Origin of the sequence: Fibrobacter sp. UWB5, assembly GCF_002210295.1 — a bacterium.
Taxonomy (GTDB): Bacteria; Fibrobacterota; Fibrobacteria; order Fibrobacterales; family Fibrobacteraceae; genus Fibrobacter.
This window is the reverse complement of sequence record NZ_MWQH01000001.1, coordinates 998198-1013563: the sequence shown is the minus strand read 5'-3', so window position 1 is coordinate 1013563 and position 15366 is coordinate 998198. Positions and strand designations below refer to the sequence as shown.

At 50.9% G+C, this 15366-nt stretch carries 15 protein-coding genes; 11 read left to right on the top strand and 4 right to left on the bottom strand.

What is annotated here, in order from left to right:
- Window positions 1-6: 6 nt before the first annotated feature.
- Entirely contained in the window at window positions 7-1620 is a 1614-nt protein-coding gene (locus tag B7989_RS04150; RefSeq protein WP_233144239.1) for a phosphomannomutase, read from the bottom strand.
- 263 nt (window positions 1621-1883) lie between these two features.
- Window positions 1884-3149: a nuclease-related domain-containing protein gene (locus B7989_RS04140; protein ID WP_088627314.1), complete on the bottom strand. Its 1266-nt coding sequence runs from the start codon at window positions 3147-3149 to the stop codon at window positions 1884-1886.
- Between the two features lie 180 nt (window positions 3150-3329).
- On the opposite strand from B7989_RS04140, the gene dapA reads away from it, so the two are divergent.
- Window positions 3330-4286, top strand: a complete 957-nt coding sequence (gene dapA, locus B7989_RS04135; protein WP_088627313.1) for a 4-hydroxy-tetrahydrodipicolinate synthase — start codon at window positions 3330-3332, stop codon at window positions 4284-4286.
- A gap of 18 nt (window positions 4287-4304) precedes the next feature.
- The gene (locus tag B7989_RS04130) at window positions 4305-5003 is read left to right on the top strand and encodes a hypothetical protein (protein WP_088627312.1); all 699 of its coding nucleotides are present in this window, start codon (window positions 4305-4307) and stop codon (window positions 5001-5003) included.
- A 287-nt stretch (window positions 5004-5290) separates the two neighbouring features.
- Here B7989_RS04130 and B7989_RS04125 read toward each other — a convergent pair whose 3' ends face one another.
- Together B7989_RS04125 and B7989_RS04120 are read right to left on the bottom strand one after the other, a co-directional pair.
- Window positions 5291-6775 (bottom strand): DUF1846 domain-containing protein, encoded by a 1485-nt coding sequence (locus B7989_RS04125; RefSeq protein WP_088627311.1) that lies wholly within the window; start codon window positions 6773-6775, stop codon window positions 5291-5293.
- Window positions 6776-6889: 114 nt separating this feature from the next.
- Complete coding sequence (locus tag B7989_RS04120) at window positions 6890-8266, bottom strand: GGDEF domain-containing protein (RefSeq protein ID WP_088627310.1); 1377 nt, start codon at window positions 8264-8266, stop codon at window positions 6890-6892.
- A gap of 281 nt (window positions 8267-8547) precedes the next feature.
- On the opposite strand from B7989_RS04120, the gene B7989_RS04115 reads away from it, so the two are divergent.
- The 9 genes from B7989_RS04115 to def all read left to right on the top strand — a co-directional run bounded on the left by B7989_RS04115 (window position 8548) and on the right by def (window position 15345).
- Window positions 8548-10014 (top strand): amidophosphoribosyltransferase, encoded by a 1467-nt coding sequence (locus B7989_RS04115; protein ID WP_088627309.1) that lies wholly within the window; start codon window positions 8548-8550, stop codon window positions 10012-10014.
- 276 nt (window positions 10015-10290) lie between these two features.
- On the top strand, window positions 10291-10734 hold the full coding sequence (gene rpsP / locus B7989_RS14280) for a 30S ribosomal protein S16 (RefSeq protein WP_073318120.1): 444 nt from the start codon (window positions 10291-10293) through the stop codon (window positions 10732-10734).
- A gap of 114 nt (window positions 10735-10848) precedes the next feature.
- Window positions 10849-11406, top strand: a complete 558-nt coding sequence (gene rimM, locus B7989_RS04105) for a ribosome maturation factor RimM (protein WP_088627369.1) — start codon at window positions 10849-10851, stop codon at window positions 11404-11406.
- Complete coding sequence (trmD, locus tag B7989_RS04100; protein ID WP_088627308.1) at window positions 11403-12107, top strand: tRNA (guanosine(37)-N1)-methyltransferase TrmD; 705 nt, start codon at window positions 11403-11405, stop codon at window positions 12105-12107. The genes rimM and trmD overlap by 4 nt, the downstream gene beginning before the upstream one ends.
- A gap of 15 nt (window positions 12108-12122) precedes the next feature.
- The gene (rplS, locus tag B7989_RS04095; protein WP_088627307.1) at window positions 12123-12470 is read left to right on the top strand and encodes a 50S ribosomal protein L19; all 348 of its coding nucleotides are present in this window, start codon (window positions 12123-12125) and stop codon (window positions 12468-12470) included.
- A 30-nt stretch (window positions 12471-12500) separates the two neighbouring features.
- Window positions 12501-13433 carry a cyclic nucleotide-binding domain-containing protein gene (locus tag B7989_RS04090; protein ID WP_144264962.1) on the top strand — a complete coding sequence of 311 codons (933 nt, stop codon included), beginning with the start codon at window positions 12501-12503 and terminating at the stop codon, window positions 13431-13433.
- Window positions 13430-14374 carry a Crp/Fnr family transcriptional regulator gene (locus tag B7989_RS04085; protein ID WP_088627305.1) on the top strand — a complete coding sequence of 315 codons (945 nt, stop codon included), beginning with the start codon at window positions 13430-13432 and terminating at the stop codon, window positions 14372-14374. The genes B7989_RS04090 and B7989_RS04085 overlap by 4 nt, the downstream gene beginning before the upstream one ends.
- A gap of 50 nt (window positions 14375-14424) precedes the next feature.
- Entirely contained in the window at window positions 14425-14802 is a 378-nt protein-coding gene (gene yajC / locus B7989_RS04080; protein ID WP_088627304.1) for a preprotein translocase subunit YajC, read from the top strand.
- 3 nt (window positions 14803-14805) lie between these two features.
- Window positions 14806-15345: a peptide deformylase gene (gene def, locus B7989_RS04075; RefSeq protein ID WP_088627303.1), complete on the top strand. Its 540-nt coding sequence runs from the start codon at window positions 14806-14808 to the stop codon at window positions 15343-15345.
- The last annotated feature ends 21 nt before the right edge of the window (window positions 15346-15366 follow it).

The following is a 15366-nucleotide window of genomic DNA, read 5'->3' as shown; positions in this document are numbered from 1 at the left end:
GACTTATTAATTCTTGAAGAACAGAGCCTTGGCAGCCTCGAACATCGGGTCCTTTTCATCCGGGTTGCGGCATTCCGTATAGATACGAACCTTCGGTTCGGTACCGGACGGACGCACCAGCATCCAGGAGTCATCGTCGAAGATTACCTTCACGCCGTCGAGCGTGAGGAGCTGCTTCACGGTCTTTTCGTTGTTACCGACCATGACCTTTGCACCCGGCTGGGCGATCGTGGCGATAGCGTCAACCTTGGCCTTGAGCGGAGCGCCAACGAGGGACTTGTCCACTTCGAAACCGGAACGGGTCGGGTAGAAGCGGCCATATTCTTCGTACAGGGCATCCAGGTATTCACCGAGGTTCTTGCCGGTGACAGCCATGATTTCAAGAGCGATGAGGAGGCCGAACTGGGCATCCTTTTCAAGCGTGTTGTTCAGGCCGGAAATACCGTCGGATTCTTCGAAAGCCACGAGAGCCTTCTGCTTGGCGTTGCGGGAGAGCCAGGGGCGGAAGTTCTTGAAGCCCACCGGAGTTTCCATCACAGGCACGCCGAGCTTTTCGGCAATGATGTTCACAAAGTTAGAAGTAGCGACGGACTTAGCCACGCAGCCCTGTTCCTTGCGCCAGGTAGCCATGTAGTGGAAAGCGATAGCACCGAACTGGTTCATATCGATTTCGCGGGTGCCGTCGTAGAAACGGATACGGTCACCATCCGGGTCGAAGATTGCGCCCAGGCGGAACCAGCTCTTGCTTTCGTCGAGGACCTTGCGGACCTTTTCGAGGTTCTTGCTGGACGGTTCCGGAGCGATACCGCCGAACAGGGAGTCGTCTTCGTTACGGAGCGTAATCAGGCATTCCGGATTGTCGAGGAGAGCGGCCGGACGGCGACGGGTAGAACCATGCACGTGGTCGCACACGAGAGTCAGGCGACCCTTCTTGATGAAGTCCTTGATGCGGTCGAACTTGATGGTGCCCTGCTTGACCAAGAATTCCTTGTAAATCTTGAGGGAGTCGATCAATTCCCAGTCGACCTTGCCCACCGGTTCAAACTTCCAGGTGGCCATCATTTCGTTGCTGAGCTTGGTGATCACGTTCGTGATTTCCGGACCGGCAGGACCGCCGTCAGCCGGGTTGAACTTGATACCGTTGTAGTGGCTCGGGTTGTGGCTCGGAGTCATGTTGATGGAGCAGGCGGCACCGAGCATTTCGATGCAGGCGCTGAATTCCGGAGTCGGCATTTCGCCACCGTAGTAGACCTTCACGCCGGCCTTGGCAAACTGGTCGGCAACGGCTTCGCAGAATTCGTGACCGAGCAAGCGGTTGTCGTGGCCAACGACCACGCCGCGCTTCTGGAGTTCGGCAAAATCCTTCACGCCGAGAGCTTCGAAAAGTTCCGGAGTAGCTTCCTTATAGAGGCGCACGATAGCGGCACCCACGACCTGCAGATTGCGGAGGGTGAATTCAGAACCGATTTCGCCACGCCAGCCGGACGTACCAAAGCTAACCTTGGCGCTTTCCTGAGAAGTCAGGGCGACCTGTTTGACCTGTTCTACCAAGCCCATGTCTGTTGCGGGGTTGAATTCCGGGGACTGGATCTTTTTCCAAATCTGCGTAATGTTTTCCATAAGGGTTCCTGTATTTGAAATTTTACGGGGAAAATTTAGAAAAAACTTGGATATACAGGGGCAAGTTTTCCCCTGATTTCAGCCCGCAAAGCGGTCTTCCATCACCCCTTCGCCTAGGGGCTCCGCCCCTAAAACCCCGCTATCGTCACACAGATTAAAACTTTTACGAAAGATGTACACAAATTGTAAGTTATTGTACCACAATTTGGCAGTCACGATCTTTTCGCCAAATGTCTTCCCGCACTCGGTGCGGGATCTCCTTTTCAATTACTTGAATACAGTAATTCCAATTTCTTGCATATTTCACTCTGCAATTGTTCCGAAATTTCTCTTTTGTTTGGAATATTGCCCAATTCATCAGACAAATATTGAATTCGCCAAATCGGGACAACCGGTTCACATTCCAAACAAACGACATCAGCATTCGCCATAACCACTATGGGATTAACCCATTTTCTTTCTTTATTTCTACTAAAATCCGCTTCTAGATGCTCCGCTAATCTTGCAGCATTTCTTTTTGCTTGAATGGATGGATTCTCTTTAAGTTTCTTCTTCTTTTTCCCGCTATAAAAGAACCATTCATCCTGAGTATTTTCACATTTCATATTGTAATTCTTTACTTCAAAAACAAAAAGGCCTTGCGGAGAAACAAGAATGGCATCTATATCCCCTTTTTTATCAGGCAATACACAATTTCTAAATACATGGCACGAACCATCCAAAGTTTCTCGCATAACATCTACAACTTTATCTTCCCCATCTCTTCCTTGTTTGTGATTCCTTATAGATTCATCATAATTGTCAATTTTCTTTTCAAGAGTATGTTTGATGACGAAGTTGGCAACAACTAAAACAAAAATAATGAAAAGGATTATAAAGGCTAATCCAATATACTTTGTATCCAAAATGAATTTAGCTAAAGCAGGAATAGCCCCTTTCATTCCCATATAAACAAAATCAGCAATCAAAAGAAATGCGCATATAGTTAGCAATATGCCAATGAAAGCTCCCTTCTTAAAAGAAAGTCTTTCAATCTGTTCTTCCATAAAGCTTCGATTGGCCGTTACCTTAAGAGCACCTTTCGTTTCATTAGCACGATCGTTTTCAATGCCTAATTGAGAAGTTAGAATAATGCGGGACGCTTCTCGAACCTGTTCATCCCAAGCCTTTTCCAAAGCGTAAGCCAAATCACGTTTAGTAATATCACGGTTATCCGTCAATTCACCCATCGTTCGCCCAGTTTTACCAAGATTTTTACTAAACGGCCAAACAACTGCTCTCGCCTCATCAATATTCCTTGGTAATTTCCCTTTCTCAACAAACGCTTTAGTCGTCTTTTGTTTCTGTTTTAAAAGCACCTGGCAAGCCGCCTTAATCGTCGGATCATAAGCATTATTTGCTCCCCATTCTAGACGACGCGTGTTTAGAAAACCATTATCAAACAACTCCCCCATGGGTCTATAGTTATTCTTAAGCCAATATACGCTTCTAGCCCGTTCTAAAGTCATAAAAGGGTTTTCATTCAACATATCTCTTTACCTCCCAAGCAATTAATCGACTTCATTCTTACTTTTCCATTGAATATATACCAATGCACAAAGAAACGCAAACAATTGTTTGCAAAACGGGGCGGAAACACGTCAAATTACGCAAAAATCAAAGACTACTCTTAAGAGCGGAGCGTCATCTAATACTATATTTTGGCCACTATGCAGATTACTAACGCTTCTCAACTTACTGGTGTTTTCCCCGCGTTGTTCACCCCACTCAAGAACGACGATCCCAAGAACCTTCGCAACTCCATCGACTACAAGAAGATGGGTCAGATGATTGACGACGTGATTGCCAACGGCGCAAGTGGCGTGCTCCCCGCCGTGACCACGGGTCAGAGTGCGACTGTTTCTCCGCAGCAGCACCTGGATGTTATCAAGTTTACGCTCGACTATGTGGATGGCCGCGTGCCCGTGATTGCCGGTGCCGGTTCCAACTGCACTCGCGAATCTATCGAAATGATCGAAAACGTTCAGAAGATTGCCCCGGTGGCAGTCCTCTGCGTGACAGGCTACTACAACAACCCGCCGCAGGAAGGCCTCCTGAAGCACTACCGTACGCTCAGCAGCGAAACGGGTGCCAAGATCGTGATTTACAACGTTCCGGGCCGTACCTCCAGCTACGTGCACCCCGACACCTTGATCGAACTTGCCGAAGACAAGAACATCATCGGCCTGAAGCAAGCTGTCGAATTCGGCTTCGGCGAAAAGTTCCACGAAGACACGATGCGCGTGATCAAGGAAACGAAGGGCAAGGATTTCGCCGTGATGAGCGGTGAAGACGGTCTCTTCGCAGACTTGCTCGAAATGGGCGGCACGGGCCTCATCAGCGCCTCGGGCAACATTCCCGAAGCCACGAAGACCTTCGTCGAACTCTACAAGGCTTTCCAGGCCGGCGACAAGGACAAGGCTCACGACCTGCAGAAGGACGCTCGCGACTTTATCGACATCACGTTCTGCCGCAAGAACCCGATTCCGCTGGGCACGCTGTTCAACAGCCCGCTGTTCCAGCCGCTCGTTAGCGTGAAGGACACCGCACATGGCGTTGAAGCTGTCGAACGCATCATGAAGCTCATTAACGAAAAGGCTCCGAGCCTCAAGAAGTACCACGTTTAATTTTACCAGGAGATTCACATGGCAAAGACTCAGAAATCCATCAGTGACGAAATCTGCGACTACCTCAAGAAGCAGAAGCTCTCCCCCATTCCCGTTCAGACCCTGAACGAAGACATGGAAACCACCCGCTACTTCGGCGGCGACCTCAAGGAATTCATTGCTGCAGCCAAGACACTCGGCGCAAAGGGAATCTTTGTTGAGACCCTGTACCTCGAAGAAGACGAATTCTACTACGACAGCGGCATGGACGATGAAGAATACATGGCCCTGTACGGCAACGAAGAATGCTGCAACGGCGACTGCAAGTGCGGCAAGTGCGAAGGCAAGAAGAGCAAGAAGGCTAAGGACGACGACAGCGATGTCGACGCCGTTTACTTCGAACCCGAAGACCTCGACGGTCTCGACCTGACGCTCCTCAAGCCGCAGATGGCCAAGTACCTCGACCGCGTGGGCGAAGCCTGCGGCGCACGCCTCACCGTTCCGGGCGTTGATCACCTCGAAGTGGAAATCTTCGCTGACTGGTACGATGACTTCGCCGAACTCGTGGACGAAGCCTCCGAAGCAATCGAAATCGATCCGACCGACGCCTTGAAGCAGGCCCAGGCAATCTTCGAAGCCGAAGAAGCTGAACTCGCCAAGGCCGAAGACAAGAGCGTGAAGAAGATTGCGGTTCACCCCCCGAAATCTTCCAGCAAGAAGGCTTCCAAGAAGAAGTAATTCTTCCAAGCAAACGAAGTAATTGCATACAAGCTAAAAAGTCGCGACAGTGTCGCGACTTTTTTTCGTTTTTAAAACATTCTCTTCAATCGAAATAAAAAAGTTGGATTAGCAAGCAAAGCCAGGCCGCAGCCCCCGAAGGCGTACAAATAGTACGACGAGTGGGGCGAGAACGCAGCTAGGCGAAGCTAAACCGGCTTTTTGCGCTTTCGCTACGCTCAATCGCCAAATGCTAATCTCGGTCATGCCCATGCAAGCATGGGCGCGACACTCGATTTACGCATTTGTTACCCGTGATAGAGCTTACTTGTCTGATAAGTAGGTTCCGTAGTCAGATTTACGCCGAGGCGACGGAACACGCCCACATCGACCTGCGACAGAATCACGCTGGAATGCACTTCGCAGTGGCGGAGTTCCGGCAATTTTTCCATGGCAATCTTGGCGTTGTAATCCGTGAGGGCGCAAACAGAAAGCGCGACCAGGACTTCGTCCATGTGCAGGCGCGGGTTCTTGTGGCCGAGCTGCTTGGTCTTCAGGTTCTGAATCGGTTCAATCACCATCGGCGAAAGCAGGCGCACTTCGTCGGGGATTCCGGCCAGGTGCTTGAGCGCATCCAAGAGCATTGCAGAAGAGGCGCCGAGCAGCGAAGATGTCTTGCCCGTAATGATGGCGCCATCGTTCAACTGAATTGCGACAGCCGGGCCTTCGGTTTCTTCGGCCTTCTTGACAGCAGCCGCAATCACCGGACGGTTTGCAGTACTGATCTGGGCCTGTTCCATAATCAGTTCCTGCTTGTAAACTTGGTCCTTGTCGGCGTTGCCCTTACGCACGTCGCAAAGCGTGTTGTAGTAGCGACGGATGATTTCCTGACGGGCCGCTTCGCAAACAGCATCGTCATCGACAATGCAGTTGCCGGCCATGTTCACGCCCATATCGGTCGGGCTCTTGTACGGAGATTCACCGAGAATGCGGGTAAACAGGGCGTTAAGCACCGGGAAGATTTCCACGTCGCGGTTGTAGTTGATAGTCGTCTGTCCGTATGCTTCCAAGTGGAACGGGTCAATCATGTTCACATCGTTCAAGTCGGCGGTGGCGGCTTCGTATGCGAGGTTCACCGGGTGCTTGAGCGGAATGTTCCAAATCGGGAAGGTCTCGAACTTGGCGTAGCCGGCCTTCACGCCACGCTTGTTTTCGTGGTAAATCTGCGAAAGGCACACAGCCATCTTTCCACTTCCGGGACCCGGAGCCGTCACCACCACAAGTTCGCGAGAGGTTTCAACAAATTCATTCTTGCCGTAACCGTCGTCGCTCACCACCAGCGGAATGTTGCTCGGGTAACCCGCAATCGGGTAATGACGATAAACCTTGAGGCCAAGATCTTCAAGCTTTTTCTGATAGGCAACAGCACTCGGCTGTTCTTGCCAGCGAGTCAATACCACGGAGCTCACATAAAGACCGTAACCGCGGAAGGCATCAATCAGGCGCAAGACATCTTGATCGTAGGTAATGCCCAAGTCGCCGCGGACCTTGTTCTTTTCGATATCGCCGGCGTTAATGGCGATAATCACTTCGGCCTTGTCCTTGAGCTTTTCGAGCATGCGGATTTTACTGTCGGGCGCAAAGCCAGGCAACACGCGGGATGCGTGATGGTCATCGAACAGTTTTCCGCCAAATTCCAGATAAAGTTTTCCGCCGAACTTCGCAATGCGCTCGGCAATCTTTTCGGACTGCGTCCTCAGGTACGCGTCGTTATCAAACCCTACTTTAAACATCTTTTTTGTCCATCTAGAAAATCATAAAAATTATCTGCACAAAAATAAAAAAAAGAACGTCATTGCGGGTAATGCTATGACGTTGCAATCTACCATGAAGAGCACGGCAAGGCTCTAATTAGTTAATTTGGCTCCAATCGATTGAATAATCGTTCCGATAATTTCATCATGCCCATTCTTCATGCGCACTTTGTTTTTATACATGAGCGCATCGGCTCGTTCAAAGACAGACGAAACATCCTTGTCATGTTCCTTGTCAAATACAGAAATTCCACAAGCAACCACAACCTTATGTTTGTCAACGTTTTTCTCAATCGCTTCAGTAAATTCCTTTTCCAGTTTTTCACGGTTTTCGAAATCGGAACCACGCAGAATCGCAACAAATTCATCGCCACCAATACGGAACACCGGGCTATGGGCAAAAGTCTGGCACACAAGCCTACTGGCCGAGCGAATATATTCGTCACCGGCAATGTGCCCCAGCGTATCGTTCACCGTCTTTAAACCGTTTACATCGCACAAGGCGATTGCGAATTTCACGTTTTCGCCCGACTGGATTTGCTGGTTCAGTTTGGCTTCAAATTCACCATATGCGGTCTTATTCTTAATCCCGGTCAAATCGTCGCGACGAGCCTTTTCGTAAGCAGCGCTCACCTCTTCCCTGATTTTTTGTTCGCGGCGAACCTGAGCATCAATATTGGTCACGCTGATAACAACATGCTTTTTATCGGCATAAACCGCCACCATGTTTACATACAAAGGTCCTTTCGGAGTGTTCAGGCGGTACGTCAACGAAAACACTCCATTATCATCAAGTTCCTTTAAAAGCGTACGCCTATCCAAAGCATTCACAATCAAGGGAATATCTTCTTTGTAAACGACGTTTAAAGCATCCTTTTTCAGCTGGTTAAAGAAATCTTCGCCTTCGAGTGCCACGCTCAATTCGCAGAACACCCGTTCACTCTTGTACAGCGCATAATGGTTCGTATCCAAATCGACCATATAAAGGGCATCGTAGCGTTCGGCAAGAGCCATCACGATTTGGCCATAAAGTTCACTCTTGGTCGCTTTTTGTTCAAGAGCCAAGCGTTCACGTTCCTGGGTATCGATATTGGTCACTCCGATAATCAGGTAATTGCGTTGTTCCGCACGCCCAAGAACCACCTTTATGGAATACCAGACAGGTTTATCCCCTGCCATAATACGGTACTTTCCTCTAAAGGCTTTACCGTCTTGCACCGAGGCAATCAGCGATTCCTTGTCGGCTATGTTTTGAGCAAACCATTCTCTGTCGTCTTTATAAATAACCGTTTCGAGGTTTACTCGGGAATCCGCCCAAAAATTGCTGGTTTCACTCAATTCCAGATTTTTATGATTCCCGCCAAATGCGAACATGGCATAGTTGTCACTTTCGATATCGACAAAAAACACGCACTCGTAATCGAGCGATAGAGCAAGCGACACATCATCAATGGACAAAAGCGAATTCATAAACAGGTCCAAAGCAAAATCAAGATACCATTAAAATAACATTATTTTAACAAGAGGGCGTTGCAAATAGAATTTTCCTACAAAAAAATCTAGATATGGCCGCCTTCCGACAAGAGAATGCACATGCGTTCACTTCGAATTGCGCTTTAAGCGCCCTAAACCCCATTTATATCTTGATTGTATTTTTCTTGGAAAGCAATAATAAGGAATTTTATTCCAACATATCTCGCAAAATTTCTACTTTTTAAGCCAAATTTTCCCCAATCACTCAAGGAGTACATATGGGCGGCTTTTGCGGAGTTGTTTCTAAAGAAGATTGCGTAAGTGATCTCTTCTTCGGAACCGACTACCATTCACACCTGGGAACCCACCGTGGCGGTTTGGCTGTTCTCAAGGCTAACGGACACTTCCATCGTTCAATCCACAATATCCAGAACACCCCGTTCCGCAGCAAGTTCGAACACGACCTGCCTTCGTTCGCAGGCAATGTCGGTATCGGTGTTATCTCGGATACGGACCCGCAGCCGCTCGTCATGACCTCCAAGCTCGGCACGTTCGCCATCGTAACTGTCGGCTTGATTACGAATATCGAAGAAATCAAGAACGAGCTGTTCAAGAACAACTGCATGCAGCTCCAGTACTCCACGACCAGCGGAATGGTCGGACCGACCGAAGTGGTGTCCGCCCTGATCGCTACACAAGACTCCATCGTCGACGGTCTCAAGTACGTCCAAGAAAAAATCAAGGGTAGCTGTTCCGTTCTTCTGATGGACGAAACCGGCAAGTTCTACGCCAGCCGCGACAAGTGGGGCCGTACGGCAATCGTGCTCGGCAAGAAGGAAGGCGCCATGATCGCCCTGCAAGAAAGCTGCGCTCTCCACAACCTCGGCTTTGAATACGTCCGCGACATGGGTCCGGGCGAAATCGCCGAACTCACACCGGATGGCGACAAGACTCTCGTCGCTCCGGGCAAGAAGATGGCCATCTGCTCCTTCCTCTGGGTTTACTATGGCTACCCGGCATCCACTTACGAAGGTCGCAATGTGGAAATGACCCGCTACCGCTGCGGTTCCGCACTTGCAAAGCGTACTCCTACCGAAGCAGACGCCGCCTGCGGTATTCCTGACTCCGGTACGTCCCACGCCCTCGGTTACGCACACGAAGCCGGCATCAAGTTCGCCCGCCCGTTCGTGAAGTACACGCCGACTTGGGCCCGTTCCTTTATGCCGCAAGACCAGAAGCAGCGCGAACGCGTGGCTTCCATGAAATTGATTCCGATTCCGGGACTCATCAAGGACCGCCGCCTGGTGTTCTGCGACGACTCCATCGTGCGCGGCACGCAGCTCGGTAAGCAGGCTCAGAAGCTCTACTCCCTGGGCTGTAAAGAAACCCACATGCGTATCGCATGCCCGCCGCTGGTTTTCCCCTGTAAGTTCATCAACTTCTCCCGTTCCAAGAACGAATACGACCTGATTACCCGTCGCTACATCCGCGACCAGGAAGGCGAGAATCCCGATTTGGACAAGTACACCGATCCGGATGGCGAAGCCTACAAGGGAATGGTGGAATACATCCGCCAGAAGCTGAACCTGACGACTCTCGCGTTCCAGCGCATCGACGACCTGATTCACGCCATCGGCCTCCCTGCCGAACAGCTCTGCACCTACTGCTGGAGCGGTAAGGACTACGCCGAAACGGGTGACTGCTACCACTGCCCATGCCACAGTGAAGACAAGGATAAAGAGTAGTTCAGCCCTCGATTAAGGACTTTCAAGCGCCCCCGGCAAAGCCCGGGGGCGTTTGCTATTCACGTCCCAAAATTGGCGAAATTTACCGAAAAACTGCGTTTTCACGCCTTTTTTGCGGACCAAAACCCCTAAAATTACGTTAGTTTGTTCGTAAAGAACGGAAAAATTTTACATTGCCATCCTTTACAAACAAGATTCTTTTGCTATATTTGGCCCAAAACAATAAAACAAACCCCATTTCCCTGCAAAAGGGAAACAAACAAATAAGAGGTTAAAATGGCAACCGTTATCCGTCTCGCTCGTTTCGGCAAGCGTCACAACCCCATCTACCGCGCCGTGGTGATTGATTCCCGCAAGGCTCGCGACGATAGCTTTATCGAACAGGTGGGTTTCTACAACCCGAATTCCAAGACTCCGGAAATCAAGTTCGAACAGGAAAAGGTCCTCAAGTGGCTCCAGACCGGTGCACAGCCGTCTGACACCGTTCGCAGCCTCCTCAAGAAGGTCGGCATCATGGACTTGTTCCACGAAATCCGCGCTGGCCGTTCTATCGAAGGCAAGACCGCTACTCCGCGTGCTGAAAAGGCCAAGAAGGCCAAGCTCGGTCCTAAGGCTCTCGCCAAGATCGAAGCTGAAAAGGCTGCCAAGGAAGCCGCTGCTGCTGAAGCTGCTGCCGCTGCCGAAGCACCGGCCGCTGAAGCTCCTGCCGCCGAAGCATAATTTTCGCTTTATAAAGAGTCTCGCGCCAAACAACGCGGGACTTTTTTATGCAGCAAAAACCGCTTGAACAAGGGCAACCGCCTTCCACTGATTCAAAACCCCACTAAGTCTTTCATGTCTGAATCCGAAGAATACATCACCGTATGCCAGCTCATGCGCACTCATGGCGTCAAGGGCTACATCAAGGCGATGCCGTTCACTCACGACCTAACACGTCACGAGAAGCTTAAGGATGTGATGCTAAAGAAGACCAATGGTGAACAGGTCCAATTGACTCTGGAAGATTCCAGGCTTGCAAACAATCTGTGGTTACTCAAGTTCAAGGGGTACGATACGCCGGAATCGCTCACCCATTTCGTGAATGCAGACGTAATGATTCCCGAATCGGAGAGGCTCCCCGCCCCCGAAGGTGAATATTACCTGGACGACCTGGAAGGGTTCCGCGTAAAACTGGAAGACGGCCGCGACATCGGCGAAGTTCTTGAAGTCGAGGAACTGCCGACCGTGAACGCATTTCACGTCAAGTTCGATGCAGCCTTCCAACGCGAATTTTCCGCGAAAACAATCCTCGCCCCCTGGATAGACGACTGCGTCTTGGACGTGGACGAAGATGGCAAGAACATCGTATTCAGCGCAGACTACCTCAAGAGCCTGTGCCCGGAGGAAAGGTGAGAATCGACTGCATCACCATCTTCCCCGAGATGTTCGCTCCCATGAAGCAATCGATCATGGGTCGCGCCCAGAGCAAAGGTCTGATGGAATTCAACACCGTCTACCTGCGCGACTTTGCCATCAACGATTACGGCCAGGTGGACGACGTGCCCTATGGCGGCGAACCGGGAATGGTCTTAAGGCCCGAACCGCTCGCCAACGCTATTCGCAGCACGGGAGTCAAGGAAGACGGCGGTAAAGTCATCTACTTGACTGCAGACGGGGTTCCCTTTACCCACAAGATGGCCAAGGAACTTTCGAAAGAAAGCCACCTGGTACTTGTCTGCGGGCACTACAAGGGAATCGACGACCGCATCCGCCAGTCCGAGGTCGACTTGGAGATTTCTATCGGCGATTTTGTCGTGAGCGGAGGGGAACTCCCCGCCATGCTCGTGACGGATGCCGTGGTGAGACTCATCGACGGGGCGCTCGGCAACAAGGAATCCGGCGAAACGGACTCTTTTGCGCAGGGCGTACTGGGATGGCCGGTCTATACCCGACCTGAGGTTTTTGAAGGAAAAAAGGTCCCCGAAGTGCTCCTTTCGGGCCATCACGCGAACATTAAAGCCTGGAGGCGCCAAGAATCGTTAAAAAGAACGCAAGAAAGACGCCCAGACATCTTTAAAAATCTTGAAGAAGATACTAAATTTGGCATCAAATAAAAACGAGGTACACAAATGTCCCTGAACATTGAAGCAATCCATAACGAAAACTTGAAGACCGACCTTCCTGAACTCCGCGCTGGCGATACCGTCACCGTGAATGTGAAGGTGATCGAAGGCACCAAGGAACGTATCCAGCCGTTCAAGGGCGTCGTGATCCAGAAGAAGAACTCCGGTATTTCTGCAACTCTCACCGTCCGCAAGATGTCCGGCAGCGTGGCCGTGGAACGCATTTTCCCGCTCCACTCCCCCCGCATCGATTCCATCGTGCTCGACCGCGCCGGTAAGGTCCGCCAGGCTCGCATCTACTACATGCGCGACCTCCGCGGTAAGGCTGCACGTATCGACGAACGTCAGGCTTAATCAAGCTTACTTCGAGGCTTTGGCGTTCCTATGAATATGGGGAAACAAACCTCGCGTCAACAATTAATCCCGCCCACGCACCAAAGCGTGAAGGCGGGTTTTGTCGTTTATTCACCGGGCAGTGAGTACAGGAGCATCGTTATCCTTGAAGAAGGAGAACTGGTTGCCCGCGAAACGACTCCGCCCCATTCAGTCGTATTCACCATGCGACCGGGAGACCTGGTCGGGGTGGCAGCACTCCTTGAACGTGAACCGTTCAAGTACGAACTGTCGGCTAGCAAGGATTCCAAGATTACGCTTGTTACCGAAGAGTGCATGGAATCCGAACTCAAGCGGCTTCCGCTCTGGCTGCTGGCTCTGATCCGCAACCTTTCTGCAAAGACCCACCTGCTGAAGCGCGCCGCCATCGAGACTCGCGTCAGGAATTCTCTCAAGAGCCTCGCCGAATACCTGAGCCACAAGCCGCAAGACACGGAATTCAATCTCGCCGAGCTGCTTCGAGAATACTCATTCTTGACCAAGATTTCGACCACGGCCGCGCAAGAAGATTTCAAGTCGCTTTTACGCAGGCACCTGATCAAGCTTTCGCAAAAGAGCGACCGCGTGTTCTGCAAGATTGTCGATCCCGAACTCCTGCACATTTTTACGGATTATATCCGAGCCCAGGAAACCGAAACGGAATTCGCGCCTTACAGGCTGAGCATTGTGCAGAAAAAGATTCTCGTGTTTTTGTCGGCCATGGAAGTTTCGCCCGAAAAAACTGGCCCCGACTGGATCAGCTACATTCACGAGAAATTCCCCGACGCCGATGTTTCGCAGTGGATTAATTTGTTGCAAATTCAGTGGTTCGTAAAATCCGACCCGAAGAATCCCGATTGCGACCTATTCAAAATCAATAAAACCAGGGTCCAATATTTCTTGAAAGCGCTACGCTACGAGACCAACATTCGAGGGGTGCTATGACGCTTGAAGAAGGACAGATTCTATTCCGCGAAGGCGACCCTGGCGAAAACCTTTATGTGGTGCGAGACGGCGAGCTGCAAGGCAAGAGCACGCTCGGTACCGCCATCAACACCTACGGCCCAGGCGCTTTAATTGGCGAGCTCGCCTTTTTAAAGAAAGAGCCTTACACCGAAACTATTACCGCCACCGAAGACTGCGAGCTGATTGAAATCACGCCCGACGCCTTGGAAGAATCGCTGGAGCAGGAACCCGCCTGGTTCAGGTCGATTATATCGTTCTTGACAGGACGTTTGCAGATTGCCGGCGACAACAAGCGCAAAAGCGACAAGATCAAGGCACTCCCGAGCTTGCTCTACATTCTGGATTCGCTTTCGACTCGCGCCAAGGCAAACGAAGAGACCTACGTTTCGCACGCCGAAGTCATTGACGGCGTTGAAAAGCTTTTCAATCTTTCGAAAGACAACATCGAAGACCTGCTGAAGATTCTTGAAGAACTTGAAGTCCTTAAAATCCAGGGCGAAGAGATTCACGTGAAGAACGCCAACGTGGTACACTTGCTGTACGAATCCATCCGGTTCCGCGCACGTTACAAGAAGACTCCCCCGCAGATTCTTTCGATGACCGAACAGATGGTCTTGAATGCAGTCATCAAGACGGTCCAGCAAAGCACGGAACCGCTCAAGAACGGAACGTTTACCGTCAAGACGGAATCGCTCCTGAAGGTGGGCAAGCGCGCCATGTTCGGCGCTACGCTTACCTTGCGCACGATGCTTCCGCTCCTGGAACGCAAGCTTTTGAATGCGGCCATTCCGCTTGGAGACGGAGATGTTCTGCCCGAAATCGAGGCCATTCCGTTCTTCTTTGGCGATTTTGACACCATCCTTGATTTGATGGAACTCAACCGCATTTACCCGCTTCTCGACAAGAAGCTGGTGAAGTAGTTTGCTATATTTACACCTGTAAAATCAATTCACCCCAAACAGGTATAATCATGAAACTTTCTGCACTTCTCGTGACCCTTTCCTCCATTGCCGCCTTCGCCGAAGAAGCTGCTCCCGAACAGCAGCCGAGCGCCATTGGCAGCTTCTTGCCGCTCATCCTCTTGTTCGTGGTGATGTGGCTTTTCTTCATTCGTCCGAAGAACAAGGAAATGAAGAAGATGGAAGAAATGCGCAAGGCCCTCAAGAAGGGTGACAAGGTGATTACCACCGCAGGCATTATCGGTACCGTCACCAACATCGACGAAACCGGCACCACGATCTCTGTGCGCACGGGTTCTACCACCATTATCGATTTTGAAAAGTCCGCCATTCTCCGCGTTCTGAACGCAGAAACCGCCCCGGCCGCCAAGACCGAAGAAAAGAAGTAATCCATGGCTCTTCTAGAAATCAAAACTTACGGCGATCCGGTGCTCCGCAAAAAGTGCGAGCCCATCACCGAGATTACACCCGAACTGCGCCAGCTCGCCAAGGACATGCTCGAAACCATGTACGAGGCTCCGGGTTGCGGCCTTGCCGCCCCGCAGATTGGCAAGAACATCCGCTTGGTCGTGATCGACACCGCCATTCCTGGCGAAGAAGATCCGCGCCCCTACATCATGTTCAACCCCGAATGGGAAGCCGAACCTGATGCAAAGCCGGTGCCTTACGATGAAGGTTGCCTTTCTGTGCCGGACATTTTCTGCAACGTGATTCGCCCCGATAAAGTTTGCGTACGCTTTTTCGACATCAACGGCGAACCCCAGGAACTGCATGACTGCGACGGTCTCTTTGGCCGCTGCATTCAGCACGAGACAGACCACCTGAACGGCGACTTGTTCGTAGACAAGATTTCGACTGCCGACCGCACCATGAACCAGTCTAAGCTGCGCAAAATGGCGAAGGACACGCAGGCGAAGCTGAAGAAAAGATAGAGTTTAGAACTTAGTTGGCAG

Excerpts from the sequence above, each read along its gene's own strand:
- def (WP_088627303.1), top strand. The coding sequence starts at position 14,806 with ATGGCTCTTCTAGAAATCAAAACTTACGGCGATCCGGTGCTCCGCAAA.
- rplS (WP_088627307.1), top strand. The coding sequence starts at position 12,123 with ATGTCCCTGAACATTGAAGCAATCCATAACGAAAACTTGAAGACCGAC.
- B7989_RS04125 (WP_088627311.1), bottom strand. The coding sequence starts at position 6,775 with ATGTTTAAAGTAGGGTTTGATAACGACGCGTACCTGAGGACGCAGTCC.
- yajC (WP_088627304.1), top strand. The coding sequence starts at position 14,425 with ATGAAACTTTCTGCACTTCTCGTGACCCTTTCCTCCATTGCCGCCTTC.
- B7989_RS04150 (WP_233144239.1), bottom strand. The coding sequence starts at position 1,620 with ATGGAAAACATTACGCAGATTTGGAAAAAGATCCAGTCCCCGGAATTC.
- rpsP (WP_073318120.1), top strand. The coding sequence starts at position 10,291 with ATGGCAACCGTTATCCGTCTCGCTCGTTTCGGCAAGCGTCACAACCCC.
- dapA (WP_088627313.1), top strand. The coding sequence starts at position 3,330 with ATGCAGATTACTAACGCTTCTCAACTTACTGGTGTTTTCCCCGCGTTG.
- B7989_RS04140 (WP_088627314.1), bottom strand. The coding sequence starts at position 3,149 with ATGTTGAATGAAAACCCTTTTATGACTTTAGAACGGGCTAGAAGCGTA.
- B7989_RS04115 (WP_088627309.1), top strand. The coding sequence starts at position 8,548 with ATGGGCGGCTTTTGCGGAGTTGTTTCTAAAGAAGATTGCGTAAGTGAT.
- B7989_RS04120 (WP_088627310.1), bottom strand. The coding sequence starts at position 8,266 with ATGAATTCGCTTTTGTCCATTGATGATGTGTCGCTTGCTCTATCGCTC.
- B7989_RS04085 (WP_088627305.1), top strand. The coding sequence starts at position 13,430 with ATGACGCTTGAAGAAGGACAGATTCTATTCCGCGAAGGCGACCCTGGC.
- rimM (WP_088627369.1), top strand. The coding sequence starts at position 10,849 with ATGTCTGAATCCGAAGAATACATCACCGTATGCCAGCTCATGCGCACT.
- B7989_RS04090 (WP_144264962.1), top strand. The coding sequence starts at position 12,501 with ATGAATATGGGGAAACAAACCTCGCGTCAACAATTAATCCCGCCCACG.
- B7989_RS04130 (WP_088627312.1), top strand. The coding sequence starts at position 4,305 with ATGGCAAAGACTCAGAAATCCATCAGTGACGAAATCTGCGACTACCTC.